Origin of the sequence: Agromyces mediolanus, assembly GCF_014648575.1 — a bacterium.
In the GTDB taxonomy this organism is placed as follows: Bacteria; Actinomycetota; Actinomycetes; order Actinomycetales; family Microbacteriaceae; genus Agromyces; species Agromyces mediolanus.
Map to the genome: position 1 here is coordinate 1,628,116 of NZ_BMRJ01000001.1, position 12,289 is coordinate 1,640,404.

The 12,289-nt window shown below is 72.2% G+C and carries 16 protein-coding genes and 1 tRNA gene; 13 read left to right on the forward strand and 4 right to left on the reverse strand.

What is annotated here, in order from left to right:
* The first annotated feature begins 52 nt into the window (after positions 1-52).
* From murI to IEY71_RS07700, 4 genes are all read left to right on the forward strand, one after another.
* Positions 53-892, forward strand: coding sequence for a glutamate racemase (gene murI, locus IEY71_RS07685; RefSeq protein WP_189084641.1), 840 nt, complete (start codon positions 53-55; stop codon positions 890-892).
* The gene (rph, locus tag IEY71_RS07690; protein ID WP_189084642.1) at positions 889-1,653 is read left to right on the forward strand and encodes a ribonuclease PH; all 765 of its coding nucleotides are present in this window, start codon (positions 889-891) and stop codon (positions 1,651-1,653) included. The genes murI and rph overlap by 4 nt, the downstream gene beginning before the upstream one ends.
* An 11-nt stretch (positions 1,654-1,664) precedes the next feature.
* On the forward strand, positions 1,665-2,285 hold the full coding sequence (gene rdgB / locus IEY71_RS07695) for an RdgB/HAM1 family non-canonical purine NTP pyrophosphatase (protein ID WP_189085126.1): 621 nt from the start codon (positions 1,665-1,667) through the stop codon (positions 2,283-2,285).
* Positions 2,286-2,349: 64 nt separating this feature from the next.
* Positions 2,350-3,276, forward strand: a complete 927-nt coding sequence (locus tag IEY71_RS07700) for a cation diffusion facilitator family transporter (protein WP_189084643.1) — start codon at positions 2,350-2,352, stop codon at positions 3,274-3,276.
* Here IEY71_RS07700 and IEY71_RS07705 read toward each other — a convergent pair.
* Entirely contained in the window at positions 3,273-3,692 is a 420-nt protein-coding gene (locus IEY71_RS07705) for a hypothetical protein (RefSeq protein ID WP_189084644.1), read from the reverse strand. The genes IEY71_RS07700 and IEY71_RS07705 overlap by 4 nt on opposite strands.
* Positions 3,693-3,755: 63 nt before the next feature.
* On the opposite strand from IEY71_RS07705, the gene IEY71_RS07710 reads away from it, so the two are divergent.
* Positions 3,756-4,175: a MarR family winged helix-turn-helix transcriptional regulator gene (locus IEY71_RS07710; RefSeq protein WP_229781576.1), complete on the forward strand. Its 420-nt coding sequence runs from the start codon at positions 3,756-3,758 to the stop codon at positions 4,173-4,175.
* Positions 4,176-4,205: 30 nt separating this feature from the next.
* Here IEY71_RS07710 and IEY71_RS07715 read toward each other — a convergent pair whose 3' ends face one another.
* Together IEY71_RS07715 and IEY71_RS07720 are read right to left on the reverse strand one after the other, a co-directional pair.
* On the reverse strand, positions 4,206-4,952 hold the full coding sequence (locus IEY71_RS07715) for a DedA family protein (RefSeq protein WP_189084645.1): 747 nt from the start codon (positions 4,950-4,952) through the stop codon (positions 4,206-4,208).
* 156 nt (positions 4,953-5,108) lie between these two features.
* Positions 5,109-5,762: a biliverdin-producing heme oxygenase gene (locus IEY71_RS07720; protein ID WP_189084646.1), complete on the reverse strand. Its 654-nt coding sequence runs from the start codon at positions 5,760-5,762 to the stop codon at positions 5,109-5,111.
* A 100-nt stretch (positions 5,763-5,862) separates the two neighbouring features.
* Here IEY71_RS07720 and IEY71_RS07725 point away from each other — a divergent pair, with 100 nt between their 5' ends.
* The 3 genes from IEY71_RS07725 to IEY71_RS07735 are packed head-to-tail and all read left to right on the forward strand — an operon-like array spanning position 5,863 to position 8,184.
* Positions 5,863-6,732: an LLM class flavin-dependent oxidoreductase gene (locus tag IEY71_RS07725; RefSeq protein WP_189084647.1), complete on the forward strand. Its 870-nt coding sequence runs from the start codon at positions 5,863-5,865 to the stop codon at positions 6,730-6,732.
* Positions 6,733-6,766: 34 nt separating this feature from the next.
* Positions 6,767-7,405 carry a hypothetical protein gene (locus IEY71_RS07730; protein WP_189084648.1) on the forward strand — a complete coding sequence of 213 codons (639 nt, stop codon included), beginning with the start codon at positions 6,767-6,769 and terminating at the stop codon, positions 7,403-7,405.
* A gap of 44 nt (positions 7,406-7,449) precedes the next feature.
* Complete coding sequence (locus IEY71_RS07735; RefSeq protein ID WP_189084649.1) at positions 7,450-8,184, forward strand: YcnI family copper-binding membrane protein; 735 nt, start codon at positions 7,450-7,452, stop codon at positions 8,182-8,184.
* A 91-nt stretch (positions 8,185-8,275) separates the two neighbouring features.
* Here the strand turns inward: IEY71_RS07735 and IEY71_RS07740 are convergent.
* Positions 8,276-8,360, reverse strand: a tRNA-Leu gene (locus IEY71_RS07740).
* Between the two features lie 99 nt (positions 8,361-8,459).
* Between IEY71_RS07740 and IEY71_RS07745 the strand changes: the two genes are divergently transcribed.
* The 5 genes from IEY71_RS07745 to IEY71_RS18365 all read left to right on the forward strand — a co-directional run bounded on the left by IEY71_RS07745 (position 8,460) and on the right by IEY71_RS18365 (position 12,189).
* On the forward strand, positions 8,460-9,686 hold the full coding sequence (locus IEY71_RS07745; protein ID WP_189084650.1) for a TadA family conjugal transfer-associated ATPase: 1,227 nt from the start codon (positions 8,460-8,462) through the stop codon (positions 9,684-9,686).
* A gap of 260 nt (positions 9,687-9,946) precedes the next feature.
* The gene (locus IEY71_RS07750; RefSeq protein WP_229781577.1) at positions 9,947-10,582 is read left to right on the forward strand and encodes a type II secretion system F family protein; all 636 of its coding nucleotides are present in this window, start codon (positions 9,947-9,949) and stop codon (positions 10,580-10,582) included.
* A complete protein-coding gene (locus tag IEY71_RS07755) occupies positions 10,579-11,502 on the forward strand; it encodes a type II secretion system F family protein (protein ID WP_229781578.1) in 924 nt (307 codons plus the stop codon). The genes IEY71_RS07750 and IEY71_RS07755 overlap by 4 nt, the downstream gene beginning before the upstream one ends.
* Before the next feature lie 88 nt (positions 11,503-11,590).
* Positions 11,591-11,758 (forward strand): hypothetical protein, encoded by a 168-nt coding sequence (locus IEY71_RS18360; protein WP_229781654.1) that lies wholly within the window; start codon positions 11,591-11,593, stop codon positions 11,756-11,758.
* 8 nt (positions 11,759-11,766) lie between these two features.
* Positions 11,767-12,189 (forward strand): TadE family protein, encoded by a 423-nt coding sequence (locus IEY71_RS18365; protein ID WP_268243560.1) that lies wholly within the window; start codon positions 11,767-11,769, stop codon positions 12,187-12,189.
* Positions 12,190-12,289 lie beyond the last annotated feature (100 nt).

The window sequence follows — 12,289 nt, forward strand, 5'->3', positions numbered from 1 at the left end:
CCGCTCCCGCTGGCGCAGCGCCGCGCGCGCCGCTCGCCTAAGCTTGGTCCTCGTGACGGACGCGCCGATCGGGATCTTCGACTCTGGGGTCGGCGGGCTCACCGTCGCCCGGGCGGTGAAGGATCAGCTGCCGAACGAGTCGATCCTCTACGTCGGCGACCTGGAGCACTCGCCCTACGGGCCCAAGCCGATCGCCGACGTGCGCCGCTACGCGCTCGCCGTGCTCGACGACCTCGTCGCCCAGGGCGTCAAGATGCTGGTCATCGCCTGCAACACCGCCTCCGCCGCCATGCTCCGCGACGCCCGCGAACGCTACGACGTCCCCGTCGTCGAGGTCATCCAGCCGGCGGTGCGCCGGGCGGTCGCCGCCACGAAGTCGGGGCGGGTCGGGGTCATCGGCACGGCCGGCACCGTGCAGTCCCGCGCCTACGACGACGCCTTCGCCGCCGCGCCGCACCTGCAGCTGTTCAGCCAGGCCTGCCCGCGCTTCGTCGAGTTCGTCGAGGCCGGGGTGACCACGGGTGAGGAGGTGCTCTCGGTCGCCGAGGAGTACCTGGCGCCGCTGAAGCGCGCCGACATCGACACGCTCGTGCTCGGCTGCACCCACTACCCCTTCCTGAAGGGGGCGATCTCGTACGTCATGGGCGAGGGCGTCACCCTCGTCTCGAGCGACGTCGAGACCGCGAACGACGTCTACCGGGTGCTCGTCTCGACGGCCACCGAGCGGCGCGCCGACACGCCGCCCACGCACCGTTACGAGGCCACGGGGGAGTCCACGAGCGCCTTCCTCGACCTCGCCAACCGTCTCATCGGTCCGGAGATCCCGAGCGTCGAGCTCGTGCAGACCGGCTCGATCGCCCTGCCGCACCGTTCCGAATGGAGAACCTCGTGACCGACACCTCAGCCATCGTCCGCGCCGACGGGCGCACGCCGGACCAGCTCCGCGAGGTGACCATCGAACGCGGCTGGAGCGCGCATGCCGAGGGCAGCGCGCTGATCTCCTTCGGCGGCACGAAGGTGCTCTGCACCGCGAGCTTCACGAACGGCGTGCCGCGCTGGCTCACGGGCAAGGGCACCGGCTGGGTCACCGCCGAGTACTCGATGCTGCCGCGCTCGACCAACACCCGCAACGACCGCGAATCGGTCAAGGGCCGCATCGGCGGCCGCACGCACGAGATCAGCCGGCTCATCGGCCGCAGCCTCCGCGCCGTCATCGACACGAAGGCGCTCGGCGAGAACACCGTCGTCATCGACTGCGACGTGCTGCAGGCCGACGGCGGCACCCGCACCGCCGCGATCACGGGCGCGTACGTCGCGCTCGCCGACGCGGTCGAGTGGGCCCGCACCAAGAAGTTCATCGGGCAGAAGTCGACCCCGCTCATCGACACGGTCTCGGCCGTCTCGGTCGGCATCATCGACGGCACGCCCATGCTCGACCTCGCCTACGTCGAGGACGTCCGCGCCGAGACCGACATGAACGTCGTCGCCACCGGCCGGGGACTCTTCGTCGAGGTGCAGGGCACCGCGGAGGGCGCGCCGTTCGACCGCCGCGAGCTCGATTCGCTCCTCGACCTCGCCCTCGGCGGCAACGCCGAGCTCGCCGCGCTCCAGGTCGCGGCGCTCGCCGCGGGCCGCGAGGCGGCCGGCGCGTGAGCGGCCCCGACGTGCTCGAGGTCGTGCTCGCGACGCACAACGCGCACAAGGTCGCCGAGTTCCAGCGCATCCTGGGGGAGCGGATGCCGCAGCTCCAGGTGCTCGGCTACGACGGGCCCGAGCCCGTCGAGGACGGCACGAGCTTCGCCGCGAACGCCCTGATCAAGGCGCGGGCCGCCGCCGAGCACACGGGGCGCATCGCGCTCGCCGACGACTCGGGCATCGCGGTCGACGTCATGGGCGGTTCGCCCGGCATCTTCTCGGCCCGCTGGGCGGGGCACGGGGCGGGCGACGAGGCGAACCGCACCCTGCTGCTCGCGCAGCTCGCCGACGTGCGCCGGCCGAACCGGGCGGCGTCGTTCCACTGCACCATCGCGCTCGTCGTGCCGGCCGCGCTCGCCGGCACCGATGAGCCGGTCGAGATCGTCGTCGACGGCACCTGGCCCGGCCAAGTGGCCTACGAGCCGCGCGGCTCGCACGGTTTCGGCTACGACCCGGTGTTCGAGCCCGAGGGCCACGAGATCACCGCGGCGGAGCTGCTGCCCGAGCAGAAGAATGCGATCAGCCACCGGGCGCGCGCGTTCGAGGCGCTCATCCCCGAGCTCGAGCGGATCGCCACGACGCTCGCCTGAGAACGCTATTCATTCCCACTTCTATCTTGGGCTGACCAGGGAATTCTCGCCTAAGCTCGGGGTGATGGCACACGATCACTCCCACGACCACGCCCAGGGGGCGAACCGCACGCGACTCATCGTCGCGATCGCGATCATCGGCGCATTCCTCGTCGCGCAGCTGATCGGCGGACTGCTGAGCGGCTCGCTCGCGCTGCTCGCCGACGCGGGCCACATGGCGAGCGATCTGCTCGGCCTCGTCGTGGCCCTCGTCGCGGCGATCGTGGCGGCCCGGCCGGCGACCGACCGGCAGACCTACGGGTTCCGGCGCTTCGAGGTCTTCGGGGCGCTCGTCAACGGCCTGATCCTCCTCGGCGTCGCCGTCTCCGTCGCGATCAGTGCCGTCGGTCGCCTGATCTCCGGAGCGGAGGGGGAGGCGCACGAGGTGCAGGGCGGGCTCATGCTCGTCGTGGCGATCCTCGGCCTCGCGGCGAACATCGCGGCGATGCTGGTGCTCCGCAGCGGAGCGAAGGACTCGATCAACCTGCGCGGCGCCTACCTCGAGGTGCTCGGCGACACGATCGGGTCGGCGCTCGTGATCGTCGCCGCGGTCGTCATCCTCCTCACCGGCTGGAACACGGCCGACGCGCTCGCCTCGCTCGCGATCGCGGCCCTCATCATCCCGCGGGCGCTCATCCTGCTGCGCGACGTCGCGCACGTGCTCAGCGAGTCCGCGCCGGCCGACACCGACGTGGCCGAGATCCGCGAGCACATCCTCCGCACGCGCGGCGTCGTCGCCGTCCACGATGTGCACGTCTGGCAGATCACCTCGGGGCAGCCGGTGTTCACGGCGCACGTCGAGGTGGAGCCCGAGGTCTTCGAGTCCGGCCGCACGGGGGAGCTGCTCGACGAGCTCGGCGGATGCCTCACCGCCCACTTCGACGTCGAGCACTCGACCTTCCAGCTGGAGCCCGCGGGACGCGCCGGGCAGGAGCAGGGCTCGCACCGCTAGTCGTGCGCGGCGAGGAGCCCCTCCGCCCTGCTTCGGATCGTGTCGAGCACGTGACGCGTCGTCTCCTGCTCGGCATCGTCGATCCCCTCGACGAGCCGCAGCGTCGTCGCGACGACCGCCGTCCGCGCGGCGCTGAGCTCGGCGGCGCCCGCCGCCGTCGGTCGCTCCTCCTGGTCGACGAGCCCCGCGGCCTGGAGGCCGGCGAGCACCTGCTCGATCTCCTCCGAGTCGGCCCTGAGTCCGTCGGAGGCGCGCCGCCGCCAGGTGCTGCGTGCGTCGACGGCGCTGATGGCGTTGAGGGCGACCCAGGCCGGGTAGCCCGGAATCGACGTGGGCGACAGGGTGCGGGCCAGCAGCTCGCGCAGGGCGTTCTCGGTGGGGCCGATCACGGTCGGCAGGGGGCGCGCGGATGGCATGGACTCTCCTAATATGTTGGTGAGACCAAAACTGTATTGGTAACACCAAGAGAAAGCAATGCCGTGGCCTCCGACTTCGCATCCCTCCCGACGTGGGTACTCAGCTCCGCCGCGACCCGGTCCCACCAGCTGCTGCACGCGGCGCTCGCGGAGGCGGGCGTGACTGGGTACGAGTATCGGTGCCTGTCCGCGCTCGCCGCCGCGGATCAGTTGAGTCAGACGCAGCTCGGCGCTGCCGCGGCACTCGATGCCCGGGACGTGACGCATACCGTGCGCGCCCTCGAAACCCGCGGGCTGGTCTCGCGGGTCCGGGATCCCGGCCACGGGCGCCGACAGCTCGTGTCCCTGAGTGACGCAGGGCGGCGGGCACTCGAACGTGCGGCGGAGGTGATCGCCGAGGTCCAGGAGACCGTGTTCGGCGGGCTGACGAGCGGCGAGCGCGTCACGCTGCTCGCCCTGCTCGAACGGCTCGCGCGCGCCTAGCGACAGGGCCCTGCGGCGGGTGCCTCGGAGCTACTGCTCCTCGTGGCGCGGGCCGCGCTCGAACACGTCCTGGTCGAGCACGAGCTGCTCCGCCTCGTCCTCGTCGGTGATGACGTCCTCGCCGGCGGCGGCGGCGCGCTTCGCCTTCCGGGCCGACTGGAAGTAGTGCCAGAGCGTCGGGATGAGGGTGAGCACGACCGCGCCGATGAGGATGACGTCGATGTAGCTCTGCACGAAGTCCGCGACCGGCGGGATGTAGCCGATCAGGAAGCCGAAGTACGTGAGGCCGACACCCCAGATGAGGGCGCCGATGAGATTGTAGAGGGTGTACTTGCGGTAGTTCATGTGGCCGACGCCGGCCGCGACGGGCGTGAACGTGCGCACGATCGGCACGAAGCGCGCGAGGATGACCGCGAGGGCGCCGAACCGGTCGAAGAAGGCGTTCGTGCGTTCGACGTTCTTCACGCTGAACAGCCCCGACTCTTTTCGTTCGAAGATGCGGGGACCGAACTTGTGCCCGATCAGATAGCCGACTTCTCCGCCGACGAATGCCGCGAGGCCGATCGCGAGGCAGACCCACCAGATGTCGACGCCGAACACGAGACTCGTGTGCGTGAGGAGGCCCGAGATGATGAGCAGCGTGTCGCCCGGCAGCAGGAAGCCAACGAGCAGGCCGGTCTCGGCGAACACGATCAGGCACACGACGACGAGCGCCCAGGGGCCGGCCGCGGCGATGATGTTCTCCGGGTCGAGCCAGGGGATGAGTGCGGTGTGCATCACGGGAAAGCTCCAGTCGTCGGGCACGGGTCGACGTGCCGCGGCGTGCAGTGTCGATGCAGTCTACCCACGCGGCCCGCTCACCAGCCGCGTACGCGGTGGGAAATCATCCCCTCGTAGGGGTGCGGGGTCGTCCCGTCGTATGAGGGCGGGCGATCAGGCGTCGAGCGCCTCGAAGATCGCCCCGTTGAAGCGGAACGAGGCGCGCACCTCGTCGATGAGGGCGTCGACCTCTTCGGCCGAGAGGCGGAGCTCGTTCATGGCGGTGCGGTAGCGGCGCTTGTACTGCACCGGTCCACCCTCGAGGTCGAAGGAGTAGAAGCCGAGCTGCTCCGGGGTGGCGCCGTAGTGGCGGGCCACGAGCGCGGCGATCGCCTGGCCGCCGGAGAGGTCGCCGAGGTAGCGCGTGTAGTGGTGCGCGAGGTAGCGCACGTCGTCGTCGGCGAGGCCGCGGAGGTGCGCCGCGTAGTCGGCGGTGGCCGGCAGCGCGGGGTGCGTCTCGCGCCAGTCCGGGGCGCCGAGCGCGGCGAGGTCGGCGTCGATCGCCGCCATCCGGGCGAGGGCCGGGTCGAAGACCTCCGGGTCGTCGGCGCGGGCGCCGCGGGCCTCGAGCGCCTCGTAGATCCAGGCGAGCTGGGCGAGGTAGCGCGTGTAGTCGTCGAGCGAGCGCTCGCCGCGCATCAGTTCCACGATGAAGCCGCGGGTCTCGGTCGCGCGGTGGTCGTCGGCCGAAGCGGCGCGGACCAGAGCGGCGACGTCGAGGGGCTCGGCGGCGGTCTCGCGGTCGATGACGGGCGTAGCAGTCGACATGGTGACCCTCGGGTTTCTCGAAAGGATAGGCAAGGATTACCTTACCGCGCGGGACTCGGGATCGCACCCGGATGTCGGTGGGGAGCGATAGCTTCGCCGCATGCGCTACGGATTCATCTTCCCCGGCACCGATCCCGAGCTCGCCGTGGAGCTCGCCGAGCTGGCCGAGCAGCACGGCTGGCACGGCTTCTTCGTGTGGGAGGGCATCTGGGCGCCCGACCCCTGGTCCATCCTCGCCGCTGCGGCCGTGCGCACCTCGACGATCCGCCTCGGCACGATGCTGACGCCGGTGCCGCGCCGCCGACCGTGGGAGCTCGCGGGGCAGACGATGACCGTCGACCGGCTCTCGAAGGGCCGCGTCGTGCTCTCGGCCGGGCTCGGCGTGCCCGAGGAGGTCGAGGAGCGGTTCTGGATCTTCGAGCACGACCCCGGCCGACGCGTGCGCGCCGAGCAGCTCGACGAGACGCTCGAGCTGCTGCCGAAGCTCTGGCGCGGCGAGCCGTTCTCCTACGAGGGACGCCACTTCACCGCCCGCCGCACGGAGGAGATGCTGCCGCCGCCGACGGTGCAGCAGCCCGGGGTGCCGATCTGGGCGGTCGGGCTCTGGCCGAGCCAGAAGTCGATGCGCCGGGTCGCCCACCTCGACGGTTGGCTGCCGAACTACGCCCCGCCGGGCGAAGGGGTCGCGGGGCCCGACACGCAGCAGCAGGTGTTCACGCCCGAGATCGGGCGAGAAGCCTACGAGTGGCTGCTCGCCGAGCGCGAGCGGCTGGGTCTCGGCGACCGTCCGTTCGACTGGGTGCAGGAGGGCACGACGGGCGGGATCGATGCGGCGGCGGATGCCGAGATCGTGCGACCCTGGGCCGAGGTCGGCGCGAGCTGGTGGCTCGACACCGACTGGTCGGTGCCGGCCGAGCAGATCGAACAGTATGCGCGAGCGCGCATCGCCGCGGGCCCGCCGGCCGGCTGAGCGAATGACGCGCGGGCGACTAGGCTCATTGCTCGTGCACAGCGCGCGCGCCGCCCGCACCACGCGGGGACTCCTGGTCGCGTCTTCGTCGACCCTGCTCGCCTCGCTCGCGCACACCATCGGCGGGGGCGGCCCGCCCGGCTTCGTCGCCCTCGCGGTGGCCCTGGCGTTCTCGGTGCCGTTCGGCATCCTGATGGTCGGTCGCGGTGCGCGCTGGCCCGGCGCCGCGATCGCCGCGGTGGCGGCGCAGCTCGCCCTGCACGTCACGTTCTCGCTCTCGGCGGGGAGTTCGCCGAGCGGCATCGTCGCGGGCGCCGACCCGCACGCCCTGCACGGCGCGGCCGGGGCCGTCAGTCGTGACGCTTGGCTCGCCGCGGCGGGTACCGGCCAGCTCGGCCATGGCGAGCACTTCGGCGCGGCCATGCCCGTCGCTCACCTCGCCGCCGCCGTGCTCGCGGTCGTCAGCATCGCGGTGGCAGACCGCGCGGTTCGGGCGCTCGGCCGGGTGGCGCGCGGCGTCCTCGTCGCCGCCGCCCTGCTCGTCGTGCCGCCCGTGGAGGCGCCGGCGCGGGTCGCGAGCCCGGCCGAGCACCCGTGGCGCCTGCCGGTGCTGCGCCGTCTCGCCGCGATCGTGGTGCGGCGTGGGCCGCCGTGCGGAGTGGGCGCCGCCTGATCGGCGCACGCTTCCATCTCCCACTTCGCACGAAAGCACCCATCATGACTCCGAAGACCCACGTCCGCCCTGCCTTCCTGACCGCCGCCGCCCTCGGCGCTGGCGCCCTGCTCGCGCTCGGCGCTCCGCTCGCCGCGAGCGCCCACGTCGGCGTCGACTCCACCTCGACCGCCGCCGGCTCCTATACCGTGCTGAGCTTCGGCATCCCGCACGGCTGCGGCACGAGTCCGACCACCACGCTCACCTTCACGATGCCCGAGGGGATCGACCGTGTGACGCCGACCGTCAACGCCGGCTGGACCATCGAGACGGTCGTCGAGCAGCTGCCCGAGCCGAAGATCGATTCGCACGGCGCGAGCGTCGTCGACCGGGTCGCGCAGGTCGTCTACACCGCGACCACACCGCTGCCCAGCGACCTTCGCGACGTCATCGAGCTCTCACTGCAGCTGCCCGCCGACGCCGAGGGGGAGACCCTCGCGTTCCCGGTGCTCCAGAAGTGCCTCGAAGGTTCGACCGACTGGAGCGAGCCCACCGCCGAGGGCGAGGAGGAGCCGGAGCACCCGGCGCCCTCGATCACCGTCACCGCCGCTGAGGAGGGTGGTCACCACGGCGCCGCGAGCCCCGAGCACGGCGACGAGCACGAGGCGGCCGACGCCGCTGCGAGCGACGACGGCACGGCGCGCGCGCTCGGCATCACCGGCATCGCGGTGGGCGTACTCGGACTCGGCGCCGCCATCGCGGCGCTCGCGCTCGGGCGTCGCTCCCGCAAGGCGGACTAGCGCTCAGGCCGCGCCCGGCCGGTCGGACTCGGGCGCGGCCTTCCGCGTGACGTTCCCGTCGCCGCAGCGCGCTCGGTATCGAACGAGCAGGTGGTGCGGAAGGAGGGACTCGAACCCTCACGCCCGAAGGCACAGGAACCTAAATCCTGCGTGTCTACCGATTTCACCACTCCCGCGAGTGCCCGACCAGTCTAGGTGCGCGTGGCTGCGGGGACGGTCGTCGAGTTGTGGATAGATTCCGACCCGCCGACGCCGCGCTCTGGAGGATGGCTGGCATGCCAGATGCCGTCCGCACCCTCTCCCGCCTCGTCCGAGAGCGCGCGATCCGCGAGGGCGTCGATCTGTCGGCCGACCCCGCCGCCGCCGGCCGTGTCGCCCGCGAAGAGGTGCGCCGCTACGGCGAGCGGGCGTTGGCGAGCGGCGGTGAGCCGCTCGGCGACGAGGGCGTGGCGACCGCGGGCGTCCTCGCCGAGCTCACCGGCTACGGGCCGCTGCAGTCGTACTTCGACGACCCCGAGGTGGAGGAGATCTGGATCAACGGGCCCGATCGAGTCTTCGTCGCTCGCAACGGCGTCGCCGAACTGACGCCCGTCACGCTCGAGCAGCGCGAGGTGCGCGAGCTCGTCGAGCGCATGCTGCGGCCGTCCGGTCGCCGCCTCGACCTCTCCCAGCCGTTCGTCGACGCTGCACTTCCCGACGGCTCTCGGCTGCACGTCGCGATCCCGGAGGTGACGCGGGCCTGGTCGGTCAACGTGCGCAAGTTCCGCCGGGGCCTGCACTCGTTGCCGGCGCTCGTCGGGCTCGAGACGCTCAGCCGTGAGGCCGCCGAGTTCCTGCGTATGGCGGTGCTCGCGGGCGCGAACGTGCTCGTGTCGGGCGCGACGCACACCGGCAAGACGACGCTGCTGAACGCGCTCGCGGCATGCGTGAGAATCGGCGAGCGCGTGGTCACCGTCGAGGAGACCTTCGAACTCGATATCGCGGCGCGCGATCTCGTCGCGATGCAGTGCCGTCCGCCGAACCTCGAGGGCGCGGGCGAGATCACGCTCCGCAGGCTCGTCAAGGAGTCGCTCCGGATGCGCCCCGACCGCCTGATCGTGGGGGAGGTTCGCGACGCGGAGAGCCTCGACCTGTTGATTGCGTTGAACTCCGGCATCGCGGGCATGTGCACGATTCACGCGAACTCGGCTCATGACGCGCTCGTGAAGCTCTGCACGCTCCCGCTGCTCGCCGGCCGCAACATCGACGCCGGATTCGTGGTCCCCACCGTCGCGGCCAGCGTCGACGTCGTCGTCCAGCTCGGCATCGACCGCCACGGGCGGCGTCGCGTCCTCGAGATCGTGGCGACCACCGGCGCCCACAGCGAGGCCGCGATCGAGACGGTGCCGATCTTCCGGCGCGTCGATGGCCGGCTCGAGGCGACCGGAAATCGGATGCCTCGGCCGGAGAAGTTCACCGCCGCCGGCTTCGACCCCGGCATCGTGCTCGGCGGTCGCGCATGAGCCTTCCGCCGATCGCCGCGCTCCCGCTGAGCGCGGTGCTCGGGCTCGCCTTCAGCGCCGGCGTGATCCTGGTCCTCGCACCGTGGTTCTGGCCGAAACCCGCAGTGTCCGCGCCGATGGGCACCGCATCGGTCGCACTCGCGCGCGTTCGCGACGAACTCGTGCTCGCCGGCCTCGGCCGAGTACCACTCGCCGTGGCCGTCGCTGCGAGCGGGTGCATGGCCCTGCTGTGCGGGGCGGTCGCCCTCGGCCTGTTCGGCGTGCCGGCGCTCGCCGCGGCCGCAGCCGGCCTCGGGCTGCTGCTCCTCCCGATGTCGGTCCGCCGACGGGCCAACGCGAGACGGCTCGAGTATCGGGCGATCTGGCCGGACGTCGTCGATCACCTCCTGGCCTCGGTCCGGGCGGGCCGCCCGCTTCCCGATTCGCTCGCCGAGCTCGCCCGCCGTGGGCCGGCCGGCCTGCGCGCGGCGTTTACCTCGTTCGCGGAGGGCTATGCGCGCACCGGGGACTTCGGCGGGGAGCTCGAGGCGCTGAAGCACCGGCTGGCCGACCCGACGGCCGACCGCCTGCTCGAGGCCGTCAGGATGGCGCGGGAGGTCGGCGGGACCGAACTGCCGCAGGTGCTGCGCGCGCTGTCCAGCGCGCTCCGCGAAGAGGGGGCGGTCCGCGCGGAAGTGCACGCGCGCCAGTCCTGGTTGCGCAACGCGGCTCGGCTCGGCGCTGCCGCGCCGTGGTTGTTGCTCGGCGTGCTCGCGACCCGCCCCGAAGCGATCCGCGCGTACGACTCGCCGGCGGGCGCGCTGGTCATCGGCGGAGGCGTCGTCGTCACCGTGCTCGCGTATCGGTTGATGCTCGCCATCGGCCGGCTCCGGCCCGAGCGCCGGTGGTTTCGGTGACGCCGTACGCCTTCGCCCTCGGGGTGCTGCTGGGCATCGGGCTGTGGCTCGTCCTGGCCAGCACGCCTCGATTCGGGCGGCGCTCGCTCGTCGAACGCGTCGCACCGTTCGTCGCGGATGTGTCTCCCGGGGCACGCACCGTCCTCGATCGTCGCGCGAGCGATCCCGCGATGGTGTTCGCCGCGATGATCGAGCCGTGGAGCGCGCAGCTGCGGCGGATCCCGACCATGTTCGCGGGTACCCAGACGGTGGCGCTGCGCTTGCGGCAGGCGGCGTGGCGCCGCGGGGCGGAACGATTCCGTTTCGAACAGCTGAGCCTCGCGGCGGGCTCGGCGGTGGTGACGGTCGCGGTGCTGCTGTTCACCCCGCTTGACGCCGCGACGCCCTGGCTCGCCGTGGCGGCGCCCATCCTCGTCGGGACCGCCGCGTCATCGCTCGCCGAGCTGGTCCTCCGGCGCGCGGCCGGCCGACGGCTCGCCCGAATCGACGAGGAGCTGCCCACCGTGCTCGAGTTCCTCACGCTCAGCCTGACGGCCGGCGAGTCCCTCCTCGATGCCGTGCGTCGCATCGCCCGATCCGAGGGCGGCGAGTTGAGCGGCGAGTTCGCACGGGCGGTGGCGGACGCCGGCGCCGGCGCCCCGCTCACCGAGGCGCTCGCCGGGATGCGGGATCGGCTCGCGCATCCGCCGCTCACGCAGGCGATCGATCAGGTGATCGGTGCGGTCGAGCGAGGGGCTCCGCTCGCGTCGGTGCTGCGGTCGCAGGCCGCCGACGCGCGCGAAGCGGCGAAGCGCCGACTCATCGAGTCCGCCGGGCGCAAGGAGATCGCGATGCTCGTGCCGCTCGTGTTCCTCATCCTGCCGGTGACCGTGGTGTTCGGGCTCTTTCCCGGCTATCTGGTGCTGCAGGCGGGCTTCTGAACGGCGCAGCGGAAGACACGTGCCGAGCCGGCACCAGGAAGGGACGACTGATGAGAGATGGGAAGGGAACACGATGGGGATGAATCGGATGCTGCAGCGGCTCGGGAGGCTCGCACGGGAGGAACGGGGCGACGTTCCCGGATGGGTGCTCATCACGCTGATGACCGCGGGCCTCGTCGCCGTGATCTGGGCGCTCGCCGGGCCGGCGCTCGGCGGCATGTTCGAGCAGGCGATCGAGCGGGTGAGCGGGCTCTGAGCGAGGAGATCCGGCGTGGCAGTCCGGACACCGGGCGGTTTCGGGAAGGGGCGCTCGCCGATGAGCGCGGCTCGGCGGTCGCCGAGTTCGCGATGGTCGCCATGCTGCTCACGGTGCTCGCACTCGCCGTCATCCAGCTCGCCCTTGCGCTGCACGTGCGGAACACCGTGCTCGACGCCGCATCCGAGGGCGCCAGATTCGCCGCCCTCGCGGGCGCGGCACCGGACGCGGGTGCCCTGCGGACCCGGGAACTCATCACCACCGCGGTCGGCGCGGCGTACGCCACCGAGATCGAGCAGCTCCGCGTCGAACGCAAGGGCGTCGAACTCGCCCGCGTCACCGTTCGGGCGGCGCTGCCGGTGCTCGGCCTCCTCGGGCCGCCGGGGAGTCTGGAGGTGTCGGGCCATGCGGCGGTCGAGACGATCGAGTGACCGGCCGGGTCGCCGGGCGCGCCCGCACCGGACGGGGAACGAACGCGGCTCGGCCTCGCTCGAGTTCCTCGGGGCCGCGCTCCTGCTCATGCTGCCGATC